The sequence below is a fragment of the Sphingomonas hankyongi genome (assembly GCF_023516575.1).
In the GTDB taxonomy this organism is placed as follows: Bacteria; Pseudomonadota; Alphaproteobacteria; order Sphingomonadales; family Sphingomonadaceae; genus Sphingomicrobium; species Sphingomicrobium hankyongi.
In genome coordinates this window covers 489260-512850 of the sequence record NZ_JAMGBE010000002.1, presented here as the reverse complement: position 1 = coordinate 512850, position 23591 = coordinate 489260, and the positions used below count along the sequence as shown (strand labels likewise).

Annotated in this window: 26 protein-coding genes; 14 read left to right on the top strand and 12 right to left on the bottom strand. The window is 64.3% G+C overall.

Annotated elements, in window-relative coordinates; all coding sequences use genetic code 11:
* The gene (locus LZ538_RS07230; protein WP_347402745.1) at window positions 1–2049 is read left to right on the top strand and encodes an OPT family oligopeptide transporter; all 2049 of its coding nucleotides are present in this window, start codon (window positions 1–3) and stop codon (window positions 2047–2049) included.
* A gap of 5 nt (window positions 2050–2054) precedes the next feature.
* On the opposite strand, the gene queF is transcribed toward LZ538_RS07230, so the two are convergent.
* On the bottom strand, window positions 2055–2501 hold the full coding sequence (queF, locus tag LZ538_RS07225) for a preQ(1) synthase (protein ID WP_249831317.1): 447 nt from the start codon (window positions 2499–2501) through the stop codon (window positions 2055–2057).
* A 47-nt stretch (window positions 2502–2548) separates the two neighbouring features.
* Here queF and sseA point away from each other — a divergent pair, with 47 nt between their 5' ends.
* Window positions 2549–3382 (top strand): 3-mercaptopyruvate sulfurtransferase, encoded by an 834-nt coding sequence (gene sseA / locus LZ538_RS07220; RefSeq protein WP_249831316.1) that lies wholly within the window; start codon window positions 2549–2551, stop codon window positions 3380–3382.
* Here the strand turns inward: sseA and LZ538_RS07215 are convergent.
* From LZ538_RS07215 to LZ538_RS07185, 7 genes are all read right to left on the bottom strand, one after another.
* Window positions 3379–3738, bottom strand: coding sequence for a hypothetical protein (locus LZ538_RS07215; protein ID WP_249831315.1), 360 nt, complete (start codon window positions 3736–3738; stop codon window positions 3379–3381). The genes sseA and LZ538_RS07215 overlap by 4 nt on opposite strands.
* A gap of 72 nt (window positions 3739–3810) precedes the next feature.
* Window positions 3811–4362 carry a winged helix-turn-helix domain-containing protein gene (locus LZ538_RS07210; RefSeq protein WP_249831314.1) on the bottom strand — a complete coding sequence of 184 codons (552 nt, stop codon included), beginning with the start codon at window positions 4360–4362 and terminating at the stop codon, window positions 3811–3813.
* Window positions 4363–4388: 26 nt separating this feature from the next.
* Complete coding sequence (locus LZ538_RS07205) at window positions 4389–4796, bottom strand: DUF3035 domain-containing protein (RefSeq protein ID WP_249831313.1); 408 nt, start codon at window positions 4794–4796, stop codon at window positions 4389–4391.
* Entirely contained in the window at window positions 4789–5307 is a 519-nt protein-coding gene (gene lspA, locus LZ538_RS07200) for a signal peptidase II (protein WP_249831312.1), read from the bottom strand. Before lspA ends, LZ538_RS07205 begins: the two co-directional genes overlap by 8 nt.
* Complete coding sequence (gene ileS, locus LZ538_RS07195) at window positions 5300–8068, bottom strand: isoleucine--tRNA ligase (RefSeq protein WP_249831311.1); 2769 nt, start codon at window positions 8066–8068, stop codon at window positions 5300–5302. The genes lspA and ileS overlap by 8 nt, the downstream gene beginning before the upstream one ends.
* A gap of 116 nt (window positions 8069–8184) precedes the next feature.
* Window positions 8185–9111 (bottom strand): bifunctional riboflavin kinase/FAD synthetase, encoded by a 927-nt coding sequence (locus LZ538_RS07190; RefSeq protein WP_249831310.1) that lies wholly within the window; start codon window positions 9109–9111, stop codon window positions 8185–8187.
* Window positions 9112–9148: 37 nt separating this feature from the next.
* Entirely contained in the window at window positions 9149–9625 is a 477-nt protein-coding gene (locus LZ538_RS07185) for a DUF2127 domain-containing protein (RefSeq protein ID WP_249831309.1), read from the bottom strand.
* A 199-nt stretch (window positions 9626–9824) separates the two neighbouring features.
* On the opposite strand from LZ538_RS07185, the gene rpsM reads away from it, so the two are divergent.
* From rpsM to LZ538_RS13365, 7 genes are all read left to right on the top strand, one after another.
* A complete protein-coding gene (gene rpsM, locus LZ538_RS07180) occupies window positions 9825–10193 on the top strand; it encodes a 30S ribosomal protein S13 (protein ID WP_249831308.1) in 369 nt (122 codons plus the stop codon).
* A gap of 71 nt (window positions 10194–10264) precedes the next feature.
* Window positions 10265–10654 (top strand): 30S ribosomal protein S11, encoded by a 390-nt coding sequence (gene rpsK, locus LZ538_RS07175; RefSeq protein ID WP_166202296.1) that lies wholly within the window; start codon window positions 10265–10267, stop codon window positions 10652–10654.
* A gap of 85 nt (window positions 10655–10739) precedes the next feature.
* Complete coding sequence (locus LZ538_RS07170; protein ID WP_249831307.1) at window positions 10740–11810, top strand: DNA-directed RNA polymerase subunit alpha; 1071 nt, start codon at window positions 10740–10742, stop codon at window positions 11808–11810.
* A 179-nt stretch (window positions 11811–11989) separates the two neighbouring features.
* Complete coding sequence (locus LZ538_RS13245) at window positions 11990–12118, top strand: hypothetical protein (RefSeq protein ID WP_283937654.1); 129 nt, start codon at window positions 11990–11992, stop codon at window positions 12116–12118.
* Entirely contained in the window at window positions 12108–12377 is a 270-nt protein-coding gene (locus LZ538_RS07165; RefSeq protein ID WP_249831306.1) for a hypothetical protein, read from the top strand. The genes LZ538_RS13245 and LZ538_RS07165 overlap by 11 nt, the downstream gene beginning before the upstream one ends.
* A gap of 244 nt (window positions 12378–12621) precedes the next feature.
* Window positions 12622–13443: an energy transducer TonB gene (locus tag LZ538_RS07160; protein ID WP_249831305.1), complete on the top strand. Its 822-nt coding sequence runs from the start codon at window positions 12622–12624 to the stop codon at window positions 13441–13443.
* 301 nt (window positions 13444–13744) lie between these two features.
* On the top strand, window positions 13745–15493 hold the full coding sequence (locus LZ538_RS13365; RefSeq protein WP_249831304.1) for a TIR domain-containing protein: 1749 nt from the start codon (window positions 13745–13747) through the stop codon (window positions 15491–15493).
* Here the strand turns inward: LZ538_RS13365 and LZ538_RS07150 are convergent.
* Both LZ538_RS07150 and LZ538_RS07145 read right to left on the bottom strand, forming a co-directional pair.
* Window positions 15483–16178 (bottom strand): glutathione S-transferase family protein, encoded by a 696-nt coding sequence (locus tag LZ538_RS07150; protein ID WP_249831303.1) that lies wholly within the window; start codon window positions 16176–16178, stop codon window positions 15483–15485. The genes LZ538_RS13365 and LZ538_RS07150 overlap by 11 nt on opposite strands.
* A gap of 111 nt (window positions 16179–16289) precedes the next feature.
* The gene (locus LZ538_RS07145; protein ID WP_249831302.1) at window positions 16290–16802 is read right to left on the bottom strand and encodes a YybH family protein; all 513 of its coding nucleotides are present in this window, start codon (window positions 16800–16802) and stop codon (window positions 16290–16292) included.
* A gap of 162 nt (window positions 16803–16964) precedes the next feature.
* On the opposite strand from LZ538_RS07145, the gene LZ538_RS07140 reads away from it, so the two are divergent.
* From LZ538_RS07140 to LZ538_RS07125, 4 genes are all read left to right on the top strand, one after another.
* On the top strand, window positions 16965–17759 hold the full coding sequence (locus tag LZ538_RS07140) for a hypothetical protein (RefSeq protein ID WP_249831301.1): 795 nt from the start codon (window positions 16965–16967) through the stop codon (window positions 17757–17759).
* A gap of 91 nt (window positions 17760–17850) precedes the next feature.
* Window positions 17851–18270: a hypothetical protein gene (locus LZ538_RS07135; RefSeq protein WP_249831300.1), complete on the top strand. Its 420-nt coding sequence runs from the start codon at window positions 17851–17853 to the stop codon at window positions 18268–18270.
* A gap of 141 nt (window positions 18271–18411) precedes the next feature.
* Window positions 18412–19587, top strand: coding sequence for a J domain-containing protein (locus LZ538_RS07130; RefSeq protein WP_249831299.1), 1176 nt, complete (start codon window positions 18412–18414; stop codon window positions 19585–19587).
* 231 nt (window positions 19588–19818) lie between these two features.
* Window positions 19819–20094 carry a hypothetical protein gene (locus LZ538_RS07125; RefSeq protein WP_249831298.1) on the top strand — a complete coding sequence of 92 codons (276 nt, stop codon included), beginning with the start codon at window positions 19819–19821 and terminating at the stop codon, window positions 20092–20094.
* A 9-nt stretch (window positions 20095–20103) separates the two neighbouring features.
* On the opposite strand, the gene lptG is transcribed toward LZ538_RS07125, so the two are convergent.
* Both lptG and lptF read right to left on the bottom strand, forming a co-directional pair.
* Window positions 20104–21204 carry an LPS export ABC transporter permease LptG gene (gene lptG / locus LZ538_RS07120; RefSeq protein WP_283937653.1) on the bottom strand — a complete coding sequence of 367 codons (1101 nt, stop codon included), beginning with the start codon at window positions 21202–21204 and terminating at the stop codon, window positions 20104–20106.
* Complete coding sequence (lptF, locus tag LZ538_RS07115; RefSeq protein WP_430741958.1) at window positions 21204–22415, bottom strand: LPS export ABC transporter permease LptF; 1212 nt, start codon at window positions 22413–22415, stop codon at window positions 21204–21206. The genes lptG and lptF overlap by 1 nt, the downstream gene beginning before the upstream one ends.
* Before the next feature lie 125 nt (window positions 22416–22540).
* Between lptF and LZ538_RS07110 the strand changes: the two genes are divergently transcribed.
* Window positions 22541–23590, top strand: coding sequence for a diacylglycerol/lipid kinase family protein (locus LZ538_RS07110; RefSeq protein WP_249831296.1), 1050 nt, complete (start codon window positions 22541–22543; stop codon window positions 23588–23590).
* The last annotated feature ends 1 nt before the right edge of the window (window position 23591 follow it).

Sequence of the window (23591 nt, the reverse complement as noted above, 5' to 3'; positions counted from 1 at the left end):
GTGGCAACCGTAAGCAGTGGCGCTCGAAGTGCTGGCGATTCGATCAAGGAACTGACTCTTCGAGGGATAATCCTCGGCGCCTTGATCACTGTCGTATTCACTGCAGCCAACGTCTACCTCGGCCTCAAAATCGGCATTACCTTTGCCACCTCCATCCCAGCCGCCGTGATCTCGATGGCGGTGCTCAAGGCATTCCGGGATTCCACGATTCAGGAAAATAACATCGTCCAGACGATTGCCTCGGCTGCGGGGACATTGTCGGCCATCATCTTCGTCCTCCCCGGCCTGATCATGGTCGGCTGGTGGACTGGCTTCCCCTACTGGCTGTCAGTTGCCGTCGTCGGCATCGGGGGCATTCTCGGAGTCATGTATTCAGTGCCGCTGCGCCGTGCCTTGGTGACCGGTTCGGATCTGCCCTATCCGGAAGGCGTGGCCGCCGCCGAGGTGCTCAAGGTCGGTTCCGGTGTAGGCGGAGCCGAGGAGAACCGGCGCGGCCTGGCGCTCATCAGCGGCTCGACGATCGTCGCTGCTCTCTTCTTCATCCTCGCCAAGACCCGGCTGCTCACGGATACGGCCAGCCGCGTCTTCCGCTTTGGCGGGGGCGCGACTGCAGTCTCTCCGACCTTCTCGATGGCCTTGATGGGAGTTGGCCACCTGGTGGGCCTTGCGGTCGGCATCGCCATGCTGATTGGAATCCTCATCAGCTGGGTCGTGATCGTCCCTTACTGGACGCAAGACCCGACGCTGATCGCCCAGTCGGCCGGGGATCTGGAGGCGTTGGTCAGCACGGCATTCCGGGCCAAGGCCCGCATGGTCGGCGCCGGCGCTATCGGCGTCGCGGCGATCTGGACGCTGATCAAGATCATCGGTCCGATCGTGGCCGGCATTCGCTCGGCTTTGCTTGCGAGCCGGGAGCGGAAGGCAGGCCGCGCCGATCAGCTGCCGCTGACCGAGCGCGACATGCCGATTGGAATCGTGACAGGCACGATCCTGCTGTCGATGATCCCGATCGGACTGCTGCTGTTCGCCTTCGGCAACACCGCACCGATCTCCAGCAACGCGGGTGTGACGGTTGGCATAAGCATCGTCTACATCTTGGTCGCGGGCGTCGTGATCGCCGCCGTGTGCGGCTACATGGCGGGCCTCATCGGCGCTTCGAACAGCCCGATCTCCGGCGTCGGAATCCTCTCGGTACTCGGTATTTCGCTGATCCTCGCTGCACTGTTCGGCGGGGCCGGCGGCGACGAGACGAAAGCGCTGGTGGCGTTCGCCTTGTTCGTGACCGCGATCATCTTCGGCGTTGCGACCATCTCCAACAACAATCTGCAGGATTTGAAGACCGGCCAGCTGGTGGACGCGACGCCTTGGCGGCAGCAGGTCGCCCTGGTCCTGGGCGTCGTCTTCGGGGCGCTGGTGATCCCGCCGATCCTCGACCTGATGAACACGGCCTTCACTTTCCAGGGTGCGCCCGGAGCGGGGCCGAATGCGCTTCCTGCGCCACAGGCCGCGATTATCTCGACGATTGCCCAAGGGGTCCTTGGCGGAAGCCTCGACTGGGGACTGATCGGGCAGGGCGCAATCATCGGCGTGATCGCCGTCATCGTCGATGAAGTCCTGCGCCGCGCCACCAACAAGCGGTTGCATTTGCCGCCGTTGGCCATCGGCATGGGCATCTACCTGCCGATGGAAGCGAACCTCCTGATTCCGGTCGGAGCGCTGCTCGGTTATCTCTACAACCGCTGGGCGCTGCAGTCGAAGAGTCCGGCCTTCGCCGAGCGGATGGGCGTGCTCATGGCAACAGGCCTGATCGTCGGTGAGAGCCTGATGGGCGTCGTCTACGCGGGGGCGGTCGCCGGAGCAGAAAAGGCCGGATCGGCCGATAGCGCGAACGTGCTGGCGTTGGTCGAGCCTTATCCGGCGGTGATGATCGTCAGCCTGGTCGTCTTCTCGGCGGCGATCGGGGCGCTCTATTTCTGGACCAAGGGCCGGGCATCGGACGCGCCTGCTCCCGACGACCACGCACTGACGCCGGAGCCCGACTTCCGCTAGGGCGCCTAGCCGCGCCCCCGGTACGGCGCGACTCCTTGGTCGGGCAGCCATAGCCCTTCAGGCGGCGCGCCGGATTGCCAGAAGACGTCGATCGGCATGCCGCCGCGCGGGTACCAGTAACCGCCGATGCGCAGCCATTGCGGCTTCAGCTCCGCGGTCAGCCGCTGGCCGATGCCCACGGTCACGTCTTCATGGAAGCCGCAATGATTGCGGAACGATCCGAGGAAGAGCTTGAGGCTCTTGCTCTCCACGATCGTTTCGCCGGGCGCATAGTCGATCACCAGGTGCGCGAAGTCGGGCTGGCCGGTGACCGGGCAAAGGGATGTGAACTCGGGCGCCGCGAAACGAACGAGATACAAAGTGCCGGCGCGCGGGTTCGGAACATAGTCGAGCACCGCTTCGTCGGGCGATGCGGGAAGGGCGCTGGGCTGGCCGAGGTGACGTGTCTCCATTGCGCGCCCAACTAGCAGCAGGTCGTCGGCAAGCCTATCCTCTCCCAATGGACTCGCTCGTCACCACGCAATGGCTCGCGCAGCACCTCGGCGACCCCGATCTCGTTATAGTGGATTCAAGCTGGCACATGCCCGCCACCGGGCGCACCGGTCGCGAGGAATATCTTGCGCGGCATATTCCGGGCGCTCGGTTCCTCGACATCGATGAGGTTAGCGACAGGTCGCAATCAGCGCCCCACATGCTGCCTTCCGCCGAGGATTTCGTCGCGGCGATGGAGGGGCTCGGCGTCGGCAGCGACGACCGCATTGTCGTCTACGACAATTCCCCGACGCGGAACGCCGCCCGCGGCTGGTTCATGTTGCGCCACTTCGGTGCCGAAAAGGTCGCGATCCTCGATGGCGGTTTCGGCCAATGGCTGGCGGAGGGACGTCCGACGGAAAGCGGCGATCCGCCACCGCGAGGGGCGCACTTCGAACGGAAGGTTCGCGAAGGCGAAGTCGTGACTAAGGAAGATGTTCTATCTAGCGGTTCGCTGCGCCTGCTGGATGCCCGCGGCAGGGGGCGCTTCGAGGGGACCGAAGGAGATCCACGGCCGGGCGTAGCAGCCGGTCACATTCCCGGCTCGCGGAACCTTCCCTTCGCGGAGCTTTATCGGGAGGACGGCCGCTTCAAGTCGGTGGATGAGCTGCGACGTCTGTTCGACGAAGCCGGCATAGATCCGGAGCAGCCGTTCACAGCCACGTGCGGCTCGGGCGTGACGGCAAACAGCCTGATTTTCGCCGCGCACTTACTCGGCAACGATCGGGTTCGGCTATACGATGGAAGCTGGAGCGAGTGGGGCGCGGATCCCGCGACTCCCAAAGCGACCGGGCCAGCCTAGTCGAGAATGACCTTCGCGATATCCGCCATTTCGCGGCGGATTTGCTCGACGAGCTCGCGGTTGGCTTCGCTGTGCGGGTCGCGACCGGCCTTCCGGGCAACCAGCAGGCTTTCGACCCCCGCAGCCGTAGCGCTCACAAGTCGTTCGGAACGCGTGTCGAAGCAGCGTCGGCGAGGCCCGCCGGCTTCGGTCCAGGCTGACGCGATCTCGGCGTCCCGATCGAGATCGGGGGAGGGACCGTCTCCGCAGGCGTTGACGAGCCGCAGTGCGTGACGAACGCTCGCCAGCCGCGCAACCGCTTCGGCATATGGCTCCGGCGTCGATCGAGAGGCAGAATCGGCGAGCAAGGTCAGCATCGAATCGAGCTAACCGCGTCACGGTTAGGAATTAATGAATCCCCGAGGGCCTAAGCCCAGCAAGCGAGGCTGCTACGCGCCGCTCTTTTCGTCGACGTCGCGCAGGATCCACCCGCGCTGCGGGATCGTCTCGATGAACTCGGCTCCGCCACTGGCATTGCGCAGCTTCTTGCGCAGCTTGGAGATGAACACGTCGATGATCTTCGGCTGCGGCTGGTCGTCCGCGCGGCGGTAGAGGTGCTTCAGCAGCATCGCCCGCGTCACGACGTTGTTGCGCGCGAAAGCAAGCAGCTCGAGCACGCGATATTCCATCTCGGTGATGCCGATCGGGTGTCCGTCGATACGGATCAGCCGCTGCACCTGGTCCACGGAGAGCCGGCCACCGCACAGCGTTTCCGGCATTTCGCTTCCGCTTGCCTTCAGGGACGCAAGAAGGCGCGAGGCGACTTCCTCGCTGTCCTCCGGCGAAGCGCTTCGCGGCGCGCCGATCAGCGCCTGCTGGATTTCGCCGAGGATGGCGTGCGCTTCCTCGACCAGCCGCGAGCCCTCTTCGAAGCGGCGCCGCGAACGGTCGAGCATCGATTCGATCTCGACCAGTCGTGCGGATAGGGTGTGTTCAGCCATCGTCAGCGTCTGGCCCCCCAATCAATTCACTGCCCGAGCTGCGCCGAGGCGATGTTGCTGTCCGCCTCCGCCGCAGAAAGGATCGACATCGTGGTCGGGCCCTTGTCGACCACGCGCGTATCCGGGTCCCAGGCCGTCGAGCGGATGCCCTGCGGAACGAGCGCGCGGCCGGCCTCATCGAGCAAAGTGATCTCGGCCGCGCTGCGTGGCGCCGGTCCGCCGAACAAGGCATCGATGGCCTGCTGCTGAACGTCGGGCGCGTTCGTGACGGTGCCCGCCACCGGCGGCGCCAGGCTGAAGTCGGGCGGAATGATCAGCGGCGCGTTGCGCGCAACCGCGAATTCGTCCGGCGTCCGCGCTTGCCCGCTCAGCGTCGAGCAGCCCGCGAGGGCGGTGGCCGCGGCAAGCAGGAGGGCGGTGTAAGTCTTACGCATGTTCGGTTCTCTCCTCAGGGCTTGCGCCCTCTCGCTGCTCCTTACGAGTCAGGAAGGCTCGCAGCAACAAGATCACGACACCGATGCTAATCGCCGCGTCGGCGACATTGAATACCAGAAACGGGCGGAACGTGCCGAAGTGGAGGTCGGCGAAGTCCACGACATATCCGTGGCGGACACGGTCCAGGATGTTCCCGAGCGCGCCGCCCAGCACCATTCCGAGCGCCAGCTGGTCGAGCCGGTTCTTTTCGCGCCCGATCCAGACCGCGACGCCGATCGCGATCGCCGACGTGAGGGCCACGAGCATCCAGCGCCCGACCGGGTTCGTTGCATTGAGGAGGCCCAACGAGATCCCGTTATTCTCGGTGTAGGTGAAGTTGAAGATCGGCAGCAAGATGAGCTGGTCGCCGATGCGGTTGAGGTCGAGTGGACCCGTCACCATCCATTTGATCAGCTGGTCGATGGCGAAGACCACCGCAGCTACAGAAAAGCCTAGCCCCCGTTCACGCATTCAATACGTCCTCGCAGCGGTTGCACGTTTCGCCATCCTGCCGGACTTCCGGAAGCAGGCGCCAGCAGCGTCCGCATTTATGATTATCCGTTTTGGCCACGCCCAATGCCTCGCCGGCCTTGACTGACGAGACGATGAACAGTTCCGCCAGTTCGGCTTCCGAAGCCGGGGTGCCGGGAATCGTAACTTCGGCTTCGAGGCTTGATCCGACAATCTTTTCGCGGCGCAGCGGCTCGATCGCTTCGGTCACTGCGGTCCGAAGGTCCCGCAGTTGCGTCCATTTCGCGTCATCGGCATCGACCGCGGGAATCTCCGGCCATTCGAGCAGGTGGACCGAGCCGGCGTCCGGATTGCGTGTTCCCCACACCTCTTCGGTCGTGAACACCAAGACCGGCGACAGCCAGCGCACCAGCGCGTGGAAAAGGATGTCGAGCACGGTGCGGTTCGCGCGCCGCTTGTCGGTCTGGGAGCCCGTCTCCGCGTTCACCTCGCAATAGAGGACGTCCTTGCGGATATCGAAATAGAAGGCGCTGAGATCGTTGTTCGCGAAGTCGGCGAGCAGGCGAGTATAGCTGTTATAGTCGAAGTCGTTGACCGCCTGCCGTAGCTTCTTGTCGAGATCCGCGGCGAGGTGCAGCACGTAGCGCTCAAGCTCGGGCATCGCATCGACGCCGACCTTCTCATCGTCGCGGAAATCGGCGAGCGCGCCGAGCAGGTAACGGAAGGTGTTGCGGAGCTTGCGGTACTGATCGGCGACGCCGGCAAGTATCTCCTTGCCGATGCGATGATCCTCGGTGAAGTCGACCGACAGCGCCCACAGCCGCAAAATGTCCGCGCCATAGTCGCGCATCAGGTCGAGCGGGCTGATCGTGTTGCCCAGGCTCTTGGACATCTTCAGGCCCTTTGAGTCCATCGTGAACCCATGGGTCAGGACCGCGTCGAACGGCGCGCGCCCGCGCGTTCCGCAACTTTCCAGAAGCGACGACTGGAACCAGCCGCGATGCTGGTCGGAGCCTTCGAGATAGAGGTCGGCGGGCCAGCGTTGCTCGGGCCACTTGCCGCTTTCCAGCGTGAAGACGTGGGTCGAGCCGCTGTCGAACCAGACGTCCAGGATGTCCGTGACCATCTCGTAATCATCGGAATTGCGGTTGCCGAGGAAATGCGCGGCATTCTCCGAATCCCAGGCATCCACGCCATGGCTGCGGATGGCGGCGACGATCCTTTCGTTCACTTCATGATCGACCAGCAGAGCGCCAGTCCTGCGTTCGACGAAGACCGCGATCGGCACGCCCCAGGCGCGCTGTCGGCTGAGCACCCAGTCCGGGCGACCCTCGACCATCGATCCGATACGGTTGCGGCCCTTTTCCGGCACGAAGCGCGTATCGGCGATCGCCTGCATCGCGCGCTGGCGGAGCGAACGGCCATCGTCGAGCGGCCGGTCCATCGCGACGAACCATTGCGGCGTGCAGCGATAGATGACCTTGGCCTTCGACCGCCAGCTATGCGGGTAGCTGTGCTGGAAGTCGGCGCTGGCGGCGAGCAGGGCGCCGGCCTCGCGGAGATCGGAGCAGATCGGGCCGTCGGGCGCGTTGAACTTGGGGTTGATGACGCTGCCCTGGCCGCCGAGCCACAGCCAGTCGGGGCGGTACTTGCCGTCGCCTTCGACCGCGAAGACCGGATCGATCCCGTTCGCCTTGCAAAGCTCGAAATCGTCCTCGCCATGGTCGGGTGCCATATGGACGAGGCCCGTGCCCTGGTCGGTGGTGACGAAGTCGCCGGGCAGGAACGGGCGGGGCTTGGCGAAGAAGCCGCCGAGCTCGTGCATCGGGTGCCGGACGATCGTGCCGGCCAGGTCCGAGCCCTTGATATGTTTGATCGGCTGAAGGTGGACGAGCCCGCTTCGCTCCTTCAGCGGGCCGATCAGCGGTTCTGCGGCGAGCACGTGAAAATGCTCAGCCGAGAGGAGCACATATTCGACCTCGGGATTGTAGGCGATGCCCTGGTTGACCGGGATCGTCCACGGCGTGGTCGTCCAGACGACGGCATAAGCGCCGACCAGCTCCGGGATCGGACTTTCGACGATCTCGAACCCAACATCGATCTGGGTCGAGACGATGTCCTCATATTCGATCTCGGCCTCGGCGAGCGCGGTCTTCTCGACAGGCGACCACATCACCGGCTTCGCTCCGCGATAGAGCTGGCCGCTTTCGACGAACTTCATCAGTTCGTTGACGATGGTCGCCTCGCTGTCGAAGTCCATCGTCAAATAGGGCTTGTCCCACTGGCCTGTGCAGCCCAGCCGCTTGATCTGCTCGCGCTGCACGTCGACCCAGTGCTGGGCATAGGCACGGCACTCGGCGCGGAACTCGCGGACCGGAACTTCGTCCTTGTTGAGCTTCTTCTTGCGGTATTGCTCCTCGATCTTCCATTCGATCGGAAGGCCGTGGCAGTCCCAGCCGGGAACGAAGGGCGCGTCCTTGCCCAGCAACGTCTGCGTCCGGACCACCATGTCCTTCAGCGTGCGGTTGAGCGCATGGCCGATATGGATGTCGCCATTGGCGTAGGGCGGGCCGTCGTGGAGGATGAACTTCTCGCGACCCTCGCGTGATTTGCGGACCTGGCCGTAGAGATCCTCGGCTTCCCAGCGCGCAAGGATCGCCGGCTCCTTCTGCGGAAGGCCGGCCTTCATCGGAAAGTCGGTCTTGGGCAGGAACACGGTCGAACGATAATCGGGCTTGGCTGGTGTATCGGCTTCGGACATTGCGCGCGGCTCTAGCGGTCGAGTTACCGATTCTGCAAACTCCGCCGTCATTGCGAGCGTAGCGAAGCAATCCAGTCTGGATTGCCACGTCGCCTTCGGCTCCTCGCAATGACGACCTATTCGATGGCCAGCAGCTTCCGCGCCTTCGCCTCGTCCTCCTTCATGCGTGAAACGAGGGCTTCGACCCTGTCGAACTTCTGCTCTTCGCGAATGAATGCGTGGAGCGCGATTTCGATCTTGCGGCCGTACAGGTCGCCGTCGAAGCCGAACAAATGTGCCTCGAGCAGTTCCTCCGGTGGCTCGAAGGTCGGCCGGACGCCGAGATTGGCGACGCCGGGATATTCGCTGCCGTCCTCGAGCGTGACCCGAACCGCATAAATCCCGTACTTCGGGCGCTGGTAGTCGCCGAGCGTAAGGTTGGCGGTCGGGTAGCCCAGCTCGCGTCCGCGTCGGTCGCCGCGTTGCACTATGCCTTCGATCGCGAAATCGCGGCTCAGGAGGTGCGTCGCGGTGGCGATATCGCCCTCGACGAGCGCCTCGCGGATGCGGCCCGAGGAGATGCGTGTGCCCTCGAGCACGGGCGCGACCGCCTCCGCCGCCACGCCATGCTGCTCACCGAGGGTCTTCAGCGCCGCGACGTCACCCTTCCGCGCGCGCCCGAAGGTGAAATCGTCGCCCGTGACTACGCCTGCCGCGCCGATCTGCTTTGCAAGCGTGTCCGCAACAAAATCCTCCGCGCTGGTGATTGCGAGCGCCTTGTCGAAACAAAACACGAGCATCGCATCCGCCCCCGCGTGGGCGAACAGCCGCTCGCGCTGGTCGAGCGTGGTCAGCCGAAACGGCGGGGCGTCGCGCTTGAAGAAGGCGACCGGGTGGGGATCGAAGGTCGCGACGATGACCGGCCGCCGCTCGTGGAACCCGCGCTGGATCGCTCGCCCGACCACCGCCTGGTGGCCGAGGTGGAATCCGTCGAAATTGCCGAGTGCGACGATGCTCCCCTTGAGGTCCGCGGGGATGCCGCCTTCGAGAGTCAGTCGCTGCATTGGCAGCGGCTCTATCGGTGAGCAGGCGCGACGGCAATCAGTGCGTCGGCAAGTGGCGCCGCACTAGGCGGTATTCGTGGGCCGCAAGCGCGATCACGAACAGGTCGAAGACGGACAGGAGGATCAGCCCAATGTCTTGGGTGTAGGTGTACCGATAGAGCTGGTAGGCGATGAATGTGCCGAAAACCGCGAAGCTCGCCGGATAAGACCATAATTTCTCGCGAAGCAGGCCGACGAGCACCACCGACTTAATCAGCCCGTGGCTCAGCAGATAGAAAGCATAGAAGTGATGCTCCGCCACCGAGAAGTGTCTGGTGAACTCAAGCAAATGGTTCGCTACCCAGTCGTTGCGGTCCTGGGCGAGGTGATCGAGGCTGTAGCGGTTGAGGACGCGGATGATCGTGTCGGTTTTCACCAGCAGCAGGCTGACGCCCGCCGCCATCTCCAGGAGCGCGTTGACGCCCTTGAGCAGCAGGCTGAGGACGAAGACTTGATGGACCCGTTTTTCACGCATTGTCGCACTAATGAACGCTCCGGTGATTTGCTCCTATAGTCCGCTTGACTCTGCTTTCTCGCATTCCTATCTGCGCTCTATCCCGATCCACCGGCATCCCGGCGGCGCATTCGTGCGCGCGTCGGTTTTTCGTTTAGGACGGGGCTTTCTAGCGACGAGATGGGGCATTGGGCCCTGTGGAGCTGAAGAAGGGTAGAGAATGGCTCGCATTGCCGGGGTGAACATCCCCACGAACAAGCGCGTGGAAGTCGCGCTGACCTACATCCACGGAATCGGCCGCACCACGGCCAAGGACATCATCGCCAAGCTGGGCATCGCGCCGGAAAGGCGCGTCCAGGAGCTGACCGACCAGGAAGTCGTGCACATCCGCGAGGCGATCGACCGCGACCACACGGTCGAGGGCGACCTTCGCCGCGAGACCGCGATGAACATCAAGCGGCTGATGGACCTCGCCTGCTACCGCGGGCTTCGCCATCGCAAGGGCCTCCCGGTCCGCGGCCAGCGCACGCACACCAACGCGCGCACCCGCAAGGGCAAGGCCAAGCCGATCGCGGGCAAGAAGAAGTAATCTTCGCCCACAGCTGCAATTCACGCCCCGCCCATGAGGCCGAGGGCGAACGGAAGTAGGAACAGAGATCAATGGCCCAGGCACCGCAGCGTCTCCGCAGAAGGGAGCGCAAGAACATCACGGCCGGCGTCGCGCACGTGAACGCCAGCTTCAACAACACGATGATCACCATCACCGACGCGCAGGGCAACGCCATCGCGTGGAGCTCGGCGGGGATGATGGGCTTCAAGGGCAGCCGCAAGTCGACGCCCTACGCCGCGCAGGTCGCCGCGGAAGACGCGGGCCGCAAGGCCGCCGAGCATGGCGTCCGCACGCTCGAAGTCGAAGTGAAGGGCCCGGGCTCCGGCCGCGAGAGCGCCCTTCGCGCGCTGCAGGCGGTCGGCTTCCAGATCACCTCGATCCGCGACGTCACGCCGATCCCGCACAACGGGGTCCGGCCGAGCAAGCGCCGCCGCGTCTAAGATTGAAACCGTGCCCGCGCATGCGGGGATGACGAGAAGTTTTTGAAAATCAGGGGCTAAGGCCCCCAACTGCCAAGGGATGAACATGGCCGTCAACGCAAAGAACTGGCAGGAACTGAAGAAGCCCAACGCGCTCGAGAAGAAGCAGGCCGGTGGCGACAGCCGCCGCCGCGCGGTCTTCGTCGCCGAGCCGCTGGAGCGCGGCTTCGGGATGACGCTCGGCAACTCGCTGCGCCGCGTCCTCCTCTCCTCGCTCCAGGGCGCCGCCGTCACCTCGATCAAGATCGACGGCGTGCTTCATGAGTTCTCTTCGCTAGCCGGAGTCCGTGAGGACGTGACCGACATCGTGCTCAACGTGAAGCAGATCGCGCTGAAGATGGAAGGCGAGGGGCCCAAGCGCATCCATCTCGCCGCCACCGGCCCGGCCGAAGTCACCGCGGGCATGATCCAGACCAGCGGCGACATGGAAGTCACCAACCCCGACCTGGTGATCTGTCACCTCGACGAAGGCGCGACGCTCAACATGGAGCTGACCGCGGACATCGGCAAAGGCTACCAGCCCGCCGCCGCCAACCGCCCGGCTGACGCGCCGATCGGCCTGATCCCGGTCGACGCTTTGTACAGCCCGGTCCGCCAGGTTGCGTACAAGGTCGAGAACACCCGCGTCGGTCAGGAGCTCGATTACGACAAGCTCACGCTGACGGTCGAGACCGACGGCACCGTCGCCCCCGAGGACGCGCTCGCTTATGCCGCGCGCATCCTTCAGGACCAGCTGCAGCTGTTCGTCCACTTCGACGAGAGCCAGGTGCGCATGGCGCCGTCGCCGATGATCGGCCAGGCCGTTCCGATGGCCGCGGAAGCGCCGACCGACACCAACCAGCTCAACCGCTACCTCCTGAAGAAGGTGGACGAGCTCGAGCTTTCGGTGCGCAGCGCCAATTGCCTGAAGAACGACAACATCATCTACATCGGCGACCTCGTCCAGAAGACCGAGGCCGAGATGCTCCGCACGCCGAACTTCGGCCGCAAGAGCCTCAACGAGATCAAGGAAGTGCTCGCCAGCATGGGCCTTCGCCTCGGCATGGACATCCCCGGATGGCCGCCCGAGAACATCGAGGAGATGGCGAAGAAGCTCGAGCAGGAAATGCTCGGCTAGGCATTCCGCCCCTGCGAAAGCAGGGTCTGCAACTGGGCTCCTGCCTGCGCAGGAGCACATCGGGTCGCTCGGAAACGGGCGGCCCTTTTTTTGTGTGCTCCTCACGCGATATTAAGACGAAGGTGCGACAGAGTGACAACCGACCGGCACTCTGAGATTCTATCGGGCACGAGGCACGCATGAATGCGCATTTGAAACCCAAGGCCAAGGCTCCTGCTCGCCCGACGGGCAAGAAGCCGTCGGCCGAAGAAATGATCGAGCGCGCGAAGACCCGTTGGCCGAAGACAATGGCCCGCCTTGCCGAGTGAGCCGACGTGGCTCCCGGCCGAACTCATCGTCAGCTTCAATGAACTGGTTGTCGGGGAAACCGGCGAGCCGCACGTGCTACGCGACGAAGGCGCGCTCGAAAATGCACTCGCCAAGCCGATGAACTACTGGGCCTATGGCGAGCGGGACGCGGTGGTCCTACTCATGGGAATTGCTCGAACCCATCCGTTTCTACAGGGCAACAACGCACCGCTTTCGAAGCGGCGGACTATTTCCTTCACCTCAACGGGTACGATTTAACGATCGCGGACGGCACGGACCTGGCCGATTTCGTGATCGACGTCATCAATGGCGAAGTCAGCGAGCAACGACTTGTTGAAACGCTGTGGGAGCATGTTCAGCGCGTTTGAGTGGCGAACCCATAATATTGATCGATGTTGTTTTTAGGCTATGCCGGAGGAGCTCGGTGAGTCGCGAGGAGGCGACCCATGCGGGCTCTTTTTGTATCTGCGGCCTTCCGGCCCGCGTTGTGGGGCTCAGGATCATGATCAAGCGAGTAGCCTGTTACGCGGTGGTCGGTGCATCCGCGCTTGTCGCTGCAACGCCCGCCATCGGCGCGCCTCTCCAGCCATTGAAGCCGTGGGTTCTTGATGTCGGCGAGGCCCAATGCACCGCCACGCGGGAGTTTGGAAAAGCTGAGGACCCAGTCACTTTGGTCATCCGCCCGGCCCCCAACGGCGAGACATATGAACTCATCTTGATGCGGCATCAGGTTGGGAGTTCGAAGTACGCGTCTCAATATCCCGGGAGCGTGGACTTTGGGGGCACGCCGATAAAGGTCCAATCGCTCAAGTTCCGGCCCAAGGACCAGAGGCTCACGCAGCATCATTTCCGGATTTCCCAGACGGAAATGCAGCAAGCCAAGCAAGCGCCATTGGTCACCTTCAGATCCGAAGGACTCTTGGCCACCTCACTCGCATTGAGAAACATGCCGGCGGTCCTGGAGGGCCTGACGAATTGCACCGCCGACCTCATGCGGTACTGGAATACCGATGGCGTCAACGTGGGTACGGTCGCGGTTCCTTCGAAAAGCGACGTCCGCACGCTTTTCACGACGGACGATTATCCTATGGAGGCGTTCGCCAGGAACCAGCAGGGGACCGCCCAGTTCCTGCTCCTGATCGATACTGACGGTAAGGTCGCGGCCTGCCACGTGGTCAAGGCGAGCGGCGTCCCCTCGCTGGACGGGATGGGGTGCCAGGCGCTCCGTCAGCGAGCGACTTTCAAGCCTGCGCTCGACCGGCACGGCAAGCCGGTTCGAAGCACCTACACGACGCCGCCGGTCAGCTGGCGCCTGGAAGGATAGCGAGCAAAAATGAGCGCACGCGCCTGGCTGTGGGCATACATCATAGGTTTTGCGGTTTTCACGGTTGGCTATTTCACAAAAGTATATGACACGCCCTACTTCCCGTATTTTATAGCTTTTTGCATGCTTTACGGTGGCTTTTTTTCATTCATGCGATGGCGCTCTAGACGTTGAGTGGTCTATCGTGATCGCACTGGGGCCTTTTCTTGCATCCGCAGCGCCCAGAGATCCCTAGCGCGCGCGCCGACTTGCGAAGAGCGCAGCTTAAACGCACATTTAACGCACATCGGATGGAGATTCCGTGGCGCGGATCTTTCTCAGTTATGCGCGGGAGGACCTTGCGGCCGCAGAGGCCTTCTCCGGCGCGCTTGAGCAGGCCGGCCACGAAGTGTGGTGGGACCATCACCTGCGGGCGGGTTCGCGCTTCTCATGGGACATCGATGCCGCGCTGAAGGGCGCCGAAGCGGTCGTCGTCCTGTGGTCGAAGGATTCCGTCGAGTCCGCCTGGGTGCAGGATGAAGCGGCGGAAGGCCTGGAAGGGTCGCGTCTCGTCCCCGTGACCCTGGACGGAAGCAAGCCGCCGCTGGGCTTCAGGCAATATCATACGATCGACCTCGCCGGCTGGCGCAGGGGCGGCGCCCTGTTTGCCGAGCTCATCGCCGCGATAGGCGCAAAGGCATGTGGCGAAACCGCCAGCGCACCGCCGCCGCGCCATGAGATTGCGCCGCAGCAGCCGACGATCTGCGTCGTCCCCTTCGCCAACAAGAGCGGCGATCCCGACCAGGATTATTTCAGCGACGGCATAACCGAAGACGTCATCACCGACCTGTCGAAGATCTCGGCGATGTCCGTGATCGGCCACAACACCAGCATCGGCCTTCATGGCGGGACGATCGACCTCAAGGAGCTGACCAGCCAGCTCGGAGTCACGCACGTGGTCGAGGGCACCGTTCGCAAGGCGGCCTCGCGGTTGCGGATCACCGCGCAGCTGGTCGAAGCCGCGAACGGCCGCAGCCTTTGGGCCGAGCGCTACGAACGGGAACTGAGCGACGTGTTCGCGATCCAGGACGAAATATCCCATGCGATCGTCGAGGCGCTGCAGCTCACCCTGCTGCCGGGGGAAAAGACGGCGATCGCCGAAGGCCGCACCACCAGCGCCGAAGCCTACGACCTCTATCTGAAATCGCGGCGGTTGTGGCCCGACGGCGCCGCGGGGGATTATCGCAAGAGCGATGAGATCGCCCGCCTTTGCGCGCAAGCCGTCGCGATCGATCCGGACTATGCCAACGCCTGGGCACTGCTGGCGATGGCCAATAGCGAGCTGCGTTTCTGGCAGAACCGGCCGGTCGACGCGATCGGCCCGGCGGAACGGGCGATGGAGCTCGACCCCGGAATGCCCGAGCCTCATTGCGTGCGCGCCCGGCACTTCGAGGAGCATGGCCGGATCGAGGAAGCGAGGGCCGCGGTCCGCGAAGCGCTTCGCCTCGATCCCAGTTCGTGGGAAGCCAATTTCGTATCGGCGCAGCTGATGTTCCGGAACGGCGATTCCGAAGCCGCAATCGCTCAGTTCGAAAAGGCCGTCGGCCTCGGCCGCAAGGACCATGCGAGCGCGTCGATGCTCGTGTCCTGCCGCGCTGCCGCAGGGGACCGGCCAGGTGTCCAGAATGCCGCGCAAATGTCCGTGGCCTTCGCCGAGGCGGTCGTGATCTGCGACCCGACAAGCGGGATCGCCTTCGCCTCCGCCGCGAGGGGCTTCGCGGCGCTGGGCGAGCATGACCGGGCCCGGAAATGGATCCACAAGGCCCTCAACGTCGATCCGGGAAATCTTGCGATGCGCTACAGCCTGGCTTCGACGTTGGCCCTGTTCCTGAAGGAGTGCGCCGAAGCGATCGAGATCCTCGAACCGTTCGCCGAGGCCGCGAAATCGAGGCCGCAATTGCGGTTGCTCGAAGTCGACCCAGCGTGGGCGGAAATCCGCGGCGCGGCGGAATTCGACGCCATGCTGCAGCGCGCGCGGAAGCGGGTCGACGCCGTGGCCGTCAGCTGCTGATACGGGGTCGCTCGGGCGCGGGCATTTCCGCTGCCGGCTTCCAGCGCCACAGGCTCATCTCCGCGGCTGGGCGAGCGGCAACGCGATCCATCCACTTCTTCACTGCGGCGCACTCGTCCGGAACCTGCTGACCCTTTTCGGACATTTCCTGGACGAACGAATAGAGATGGATGTCCGCGACGGTGAAGGACGGGCCGGCCACCCATTCGCCCCTCAGCAATCCATCGAGCCAGCGAATGCCGTCGCGCGCGCGCTCCTTCATTCCGTCCGCCGCTTCCGGGATGCACCGCATTCGCGTCCGATAGGTTTCGAGGCCCTCGCCATAATAGAAGCCCAGGATCATCGGCTGGCAGATGTTGAGCTCCACCCTCCGCCACCACATGCGGGTGATCGCGCGCTCCTTCCCGGTCATGCCGATCAAGGGCGGGTCCGGATACAGCTCCTCCAGATATTCGCAGATGACCGGCCCTTCGCACAGGATCGTGCCGTCGCTGAGCTCGAGCGCCGGCGTCTGACCGGACGGGTTGAGCTTGAGATATTCGGGGTCGCGATTCTCGCCGAGCAGCAGGTCGACTTCGTAGCGCGGGACGTCGAGACCCTTTTCCAGCAGGAAGAAGCGGATCACCCTAGGCAGGATTCCGAAGCTGTCGAACAGGCGGATCGGGCGTGGTCCGGACTCGTGCATCGGCGAGGTCGCTCCTCACGGGCTACGGCCTCAAGTCTTAGGCCCGAGCGCGAGCTTTTCCAATTCGGGCGGCTGTTATCTGCTTTCAGTCGTTGCAGATATTCTGCGCGCCTAACCTCCGCTGGCCGGCAGATCGCTGTTGAAGATGTCGGCGGCGGCTTTCCACTCGCCGCCAATCTTCCGCCAGACGACCACATATTTGCCGGTGTCGGTCATCGCGCTGCCCTTGGGCGCAACCGCCAGCCTGTACGTCCCACGATCGAGCGCCATGTCACCCGACGATGACACGATGATCTGCTCCGGAACGAAGGTCAGATCAAAGCCGGGCGTCTGCATCAGCGATGCCCAAGTTTGCTGGATCGCAGTACGTCCTTTGCCGATCGGCGCATTGGAAGGCATCACGGCACCGTCCTCGGCGTAGAGTTCCGCAATCGCCGCGGCGTCCTTGGCTTTCACAAGCTGGAGCCAGCGATCGACCTGGGCGCGGATCGCCTGCTCATCCGCGCCGGCGTCAGCAGTGGCGGCATTATTCACTTCGGCGGCTTGGTTGGCGGACTTGTCGCTTGCCTGGCACGCGGGCAGCAGCAGCGCTGCGGCAGAAAGCAGCAATAACGATCTCGTCATCGGCCCCTCCTTATGCTGCTCCTCCCGTAGCACCGACGATGCGCTTCGCGCCAGTTCGCCAATCTCCGCCTTTTGACCGAAGTGGACATTGGGGTTCGTCCAAACACGGCCTGGTCGGCGTTGTCCTTTCCTACACACAACCTAATAGGTTATGTAATCTGGATGAACGAACCAAAACGGACGCCGCGCTGGACGATAGCCTTCCTCCGCGCGCTCCAGCGCACCGGCGAGGCGCGGGCGGCGGCGCTGGACGCCGGTGTCGACCATACGACCGCCTATGCCCGACGGCGGGCGCATCCGGACTTCGCCGTGGCGTGGGATGAGGCTCTGCGACCTCATTCGGAGCGGACGGCTCGGGATGATGCCGAGGCGATTGCCCGAATTGCATCACCGTCTTCCTCCTCAACCGAGGAGGGGAAAGCCAAGGCGCAGCTGAAGCGTCCGGGGCATGACCGCTGGAGCCAACAGAAGGAAAAGCTTTTCTTCGACGAGCTCGCCGGTTCGGCCCATGTCAGGCGCGCGGCTTCCGCCGCGGGGGTCAGCACGAACGCGGTCTATGCGCGGCGGATGAAGCAGCCATTGTTCCGGGCCAAATGGGACGCGGTGCTGGAAACCGGGCGCGCGGCGATCGAGATGAAATTGGTCGAGGCGGCGAACAGGAGCTTCGATCCTGAAGATCTCGACGTGGAAGGAACGGAGCCAAAGGTCAGCGTCACCGAGGCGATCCGGATCGTCCAGGCGCATGGATCGAAGAAGCAGCGCGAAAGCCTGCCCAATCCATTCGAAGAGAAGGCCGCCTCAATGACCGAGGAGCAGGTGAAGGAGGCGCGCGAGCGGATCGTTCGCAAGCTCCTTCGGCTGCGCGAGCGCGAGATGGCCAAGATGATCGCGGCCGGCTGGTCGCTGGATGAAGGCCATAATCATCTGGTCCCACCCGGGTGGGTGCGGGCGGAATAGCGTTCGCCTGCGCTCGGCATCCGTGCTGAATTTTCGCATTATCGTCTGCACTTAATGCTGATACACTCGAACGTGTTCGGGGGGGTCGGCTATGGAAAACGACACGATCCGTGCGAGTGGCGGAAACACGCTCGTCGATATCTGGATCGACGGGCGGATGCGATCCATCAGCATTGCTCGCGAGGCGATCGAATATCTTTGCGACGAAGCAGCGATGACCGAGAAGGACCGCTGCGAGTTCGTGCGAACCCACCTCTCGCTCGTCATCGACGCGGCGCGCCAGCGGCTGGAGGACGGGCTGACGCCCGGCGCGACAATCGTCATCGCCTCCGGCCAGCTCGATGCGCCGGCCCGGAGCACGGGCCGCAAGGCCGAGCGGCGCAAGGGCGATCGCCGAAAGCGCAAGGATCCGGGCGCGATGCCGCCGGCGGGAGATCGGCGCCGCTCCGAGCGCCGCAAAGGCGACCGCCGAAGCGCGGCGAAGGACAAGCCGCCAGGCCAAAGCCGTTAACCGGGATTCACTCCGGATCAGGTGAATCGGGTAATGCCGAGCGGCCCTGCGCGTGCGGCGACCCGAGCTGGATTCTCGCGAAAAAGAGGTGAACCTTCCGACACTTAGAGTCGGGATGGGTTTGCCTTCGGGGGTCGCAAAATGGTCAGCACGGTCAAGGCACGGCCGAATCATTATGAGATATTGGGCGTGACGCCCGCAGCCACGGACGACGAGATCCGGCGGGCCTTCGCGCGGGAGATCAGCGCACTGCGGCCGCGCGCGTTCGGCGGCGTCGGCGAGGTCAGCATCGCCTTCGAGACCTTGCGCGATCCGGCCAGGCGGAAGGCCTATGACGCGTCGATCGGGATCAGGCCGGAGCCAAAGCCGGGCCCGGCATCGATCGCCGGCGTGGGCGCGGCGCAGTTCATCGGAGCAACGCTCGGCGCGCGCCTCGAGCGGTTGGCCAGCGATGACTTCGGTCCGGGGGGACGGCCGGCGGCGCCGACCCCGGCGGCGCGATCTGCACCTGAGCCGCGAACGGCCTCGTTCATCGCCTCCTCGCTGCGGAGCCCGCCCGAAGCAGCGCCGAAGCCCTCACTGCCGGAGGCTCGCACAGAACCAGTCGCGCCGCTGCGGGCGCCCCCGCTCGTGCAAAGGTCCCAGCCGGAGGCGGAGCGCAGGGCGCCACCGGCGCTCAAGCCCCAGGCTGCTGTGCGGGTTCCGGAGCAGGATTTCCTGCACGTCGAAGAGGGTGCATTCGATTGGAAGCGGCCGGCGGCGATTGCGGGCGGCATGGTGCTGGCGGTTGGGCTCCTCGGCGCCTGGGCCGGCTGGGAAGCGGGCAATGACATGCAGCCCGACGCGCTTCCGAAGCGCACCGTTACTCAAAAGCTGCCGCCTCCGCCCGAGTTTTCCGTGACGGATCAAGAAGCGATTGCGCCTGTCGTGAGCGACGTGGCTGCGCCGCCGCCGGCAGCGCCCAAGCGCGCAATCGCGGCGGCTCGCGTCGAACGCCCGTCAGAGCGGCCGCAATATGTCGCGCTTGCTGACGAACCGGCGGAGACGGCTCAGGCGCAGAATCTCGTCGAAGCGGCGGTCGAGCCGGCCGCCGCGGAAGCGGAGCCGGCTGCGGTGGTCCCCGCTACGATGCCCCTCCCGCACGCGGTGGTTGCGCGGACGATCGGGAGGATCGGCTATTCGTGCGGCAAGGTCGCCTCGGCGAGCGCGGTCGACGGCCAGGCCGGCGTGTTCAAGGTCACCTGCACGTCCGGCCAGTCCTATCGCGCCGCGCCGGTGCGCGGACGCTATCATTTCAGCCGCTGGAGCAGGAACTAGGTTAGCGGTCGCCGGCGATAACAGAAGCGGCCCGGAGACCTTCTGCCGGACCGCTTCGTGCGTGTATGCTGCCAAGGTCGGGCAGAACGCCACGCCAGGCCGCATCAACAAACATCGCCGCATGCAGGTTCCGACGGGTGACTGAGCACGCAGCCGGACCGGGCGTGCCGCTTCGGGACAGATGCTTGCCGACGCGTTGCCTCGCAAGCCGGCGGAAGGCAGCGTCGCCACATGATTATCGCGTCCGCCCTGATCCTGCTCGCCGATGCGGCCGCCACGTGCCCAGCGCCCGGTGCCGCCCGCCTGGGCGGGGGTGCGATCCTAATCCGCCCTGTCGGCACCTTCGAGCCGCTTCCTTTCGAGCCGCTCGGCCCCGCGCCGAGCGTGGTCACGCGGCCGACCGACATCCAGCATACCGCTGCGCCGGCGAATGAGGCGGATGGAGGCGACCCTGAACAGGATCAACCGGCAACTCAGTGTGCCGCGGTCGAGATACCGATCATCTGATATCGCCCGTCATTCTTCGGTCCGGACGAGGACCGTCTCTCCAATCAGCAGGAACAGAAGGAAGGGCGCCCAGGCGGCGATCAATGGCGAATAGGCTCCGGCATTGCCCATCGCGAGGCTGAAATTGTCGGCCACGAAATAAGCGAAGCCGAGAGCCATGCCGAGGCAGGCGCGCAGGAGCACCTGGCCGGACCGGGCGAGCCCGAAGGCGGCGACGGCGGCGAGCAGAGGCATGAGCAAAGTCGAAAGCGGACCAGTGATCTTGTGGGCAAGACCGGCACGCGCTTCGTCGGCGGGACGACCGGCTGCTTCTAGCTCCGCCGCGCGCCGCTTCAATGTCGAATAATCGAGCTGGTTGGGATCTACCTTCGCAAGCGTAAGCTGGCCGGTCGTGATGCCGTCCATCCCCATCATCCGAGGGACGTGCCGAACCACGTTCATGTTCGCGTCGTAGATCGTGACATCCTGAAGCGTCCAGGCGCTTCCGGGGCCGGGTGTCGCGCGGGCCGCTCGGTACACGCGCTGAAGAACGCCGCCGGCGCGATCGTAGATAGTGAGCCGCTCGACCCGCAGGTTAGGCGGCCCGCCGACCACCAGGCCCGCCCGGATCAGGTCATCGCCCGACAGGACCCACACGTTACTGAGGACGCCGCTGTCGGGCGGAACCGGCTTGTAGTCATTGTCGGACCAGGCATTCACAACGCGAGCGGACTTGACGACGATCGTCTCGTTGAAGGCGAACAGCGCGATGGAAATGCCGATGCTGGCGACAACGAGAGGCGCCAGGATCTGGTGGGCGGAAAGACCGCTGGCCTTCATCGCGACGACCTCGCTGTGCTGGTTGAGGCCGACGAACGCGATCAGCGCGCCCAGCAATACCGAGAAGGGGAGGAAGCGCGAGAAGAGCAAGGGGAGCCGCAGGCCGACATAACGCCACAGATCGGCGTCGCCATTGCCAGGGACGGCGAGAATCTTGCCCGATTCGCCCAGGAGATCGAGGGTCATCAGAATGAGGACCAGCGCGATCAGGACGGCGAGACTGCGCGTGACGAACAGCCGCACCATGTAGGTCGCAAGATGACGCGACGGGAAGAATTTGAGGTTGATCATCAGGCGCTAGCCCGGACTTCGCGCGGCTTCGGTAGCGCGCGGCGCACGACCTTGCCGGCCTTGGCGAAGAAGCGCTCGAGCGCACCGATCGGCTGGCCGCCGGGACGATGGGCGAGGACATGGTACATCCAGACGATCAGGCCCGCGAGGAGGATCAGTGGGATCCACAAGGCAAGGATCGGATCGAGGCGTCCCTGCGCCCCAGCCTGCTCGGCGTACTGATTGACCTTGTGATAGGCGACGACGACCAGGATGCCGACGAAGATCCCGAGTGCCGATGAGCTTCGCTTTGGCGGGACCGCGAGCGCTACAGCAAGCAGCGGAAGCATCAGCATCATCACCACTTCGACGATGCGGAAATTAAACGTCGCCTGCGCTTCTAGCTGCTGACGTTCCGTTGTCGCGCCTCCGCCATAGCCGATGCGGAAGAGCTCATGCAGGAAGAGCTCATCCGATTGCGTGCCGCCACGCCGACGGAATTGCTCGATCACGGGCAGGCTGACCGGCAAGTCGTAGACGTCGAATGCGAGGGTGCGCGGCGTCGAAAAGCGCGGGGAGTCCTGGATCAGCCGGCCCTTTTCGAGCCGGAAAAGGATCGTGTCGGGATCGTCTGTCGACAGGAAGCGGCCCTTTTCCGCGGTCGCCGCGATGTTCATCCCCTTGGAATCCTCCATCTGGATGAAAATCCCGTGGAGCTGCGTGCCCTTCTTCTCGCTGCGGTCGATGCGCAGCGTCAGGCCCTTGCCCAGTCGGTTGAACTCCCCGACCTTTATAGCCGCGCCGAGCGCGCCCGAATTGAGGTCGAAGCGCAATCCTTCGTAGCGATAGTGAGAATAAGGCTCGAGGTAGCCGACGATGCCGAGATTGATGAACATCAAAGGCACCGCGAAGAAATAGGGTACGCGGAGCAGCCGGCCGTAGCCCGCCCCAATGCCCCGCAGCGCGTCCAGCTCGGACGACAATGCAAGCTTGCGGAACGCGAGCAGGATCCCGAGCATCAGCCCGATCGGGATGCCCAGCGCGAGATATTCGGGAAGGAGGTTGGCGAGCATGCGCCAGACCACGCTCACGGGTCCCCCGGCATCGACGACGTACTGGAACAGCCGCAGCATCTTATCGAGCACAAGCAGCATGGCCGCCAGCACGAGCGATCCGAACAAAGGAACCGCGATGGAGCGAGCTAGGTACCGATCAATTAAGCCGATGGGCACTTTTGGTCGTCCGAGCACCATGATTTGGCCGCAAACGCGACCCAGATTGCGATAACGGATGGATGTATCCGGGTGGACCCGGGCACAACCGCTCCTCGTTCTATAGCGGACTGGTTCGGGAATTCATGTTTAAATCGTGCGACGGCGATTTTGTGGAAGGCTCGGCGGAAACTGCTCCCGCATGCCATAAGTCGCGTCCGCGTATCGCCTTGCTGTCGAACCCGAAGTCGACCGGGAATATCGCACAGCTGCCGCGGATCCGTGAGTTCTGCGCCGATCACCCGGACATCTTCCACTATGAGGTGGAGCATGCTGACCAGATCGGCCAGGCGATGGTCGCCATCGCCCGCGTCCGGCCCAAGGTGCTCGTCGTCAATGGCGGAGACGGGACCGTACAGGCCGCGCTGACCGAGCTCTACAACGGCGATCATTTCGGTGCGGAGCGCCCGCCGGTCGCGGTGCTGCCAAGCGGCAAGACGAACCTGATCGCGCTCGATCTCGGAGCGCGCGGCGACCCCGTCAAGGCGCTCGAGCAGCTGATCGAGCTCGCCCAGCACGATCTTTCTCCTTACATCGTCGCCCGCGAGCTGATCGCGCTTCGCCGCGGTTCGGGCGACGAGGAGGGTGCGAGCCGCCCGGTGATCGGGATGTTCCTTGGCGGCGCCGGCCTTGCGGACACGATGCTCTACTGCCGCGACAAGATTTATCCGCTCGGCCTGCCGAACGGCATCGCGCACGGGATCACGGCCTTCGCGTTGCTAGCGAAGCTGTTCCTGAAGGTGAAGGCGAGCTTCCTGCCGCCGGATCCTCAGCCGCTCAACGTCTCCCTTCGCCAGGAAGAGAATACGATCAGCGGACGCTTCTCGCTGCTCGCGGTAACGACGCTCGAAAAGCTGCTCCTGTCCAGCGATGTCGGCAGGGGCGAGGGCGCGCTCACGCTCCTGGCGATCGAGGAAAAGCCGATGTCGCTGATCCGCGGGCTCGCGGCGAGCATCGCCGGAAAGCTTGGCCGAACGTCACTTCCCGGCGTGCACTATCAGCAAGCCGACGAGATCACGATCCAAGGCGAGAGCTCGAGCGTAATCCTGGACGGCGAAACCTTCCATGCCGAGCGCGGCCAGACGATTTTCCTGCGACCCGCACGGCCGCTGTCATTCGTCAGGCTGGCAGCGTAGT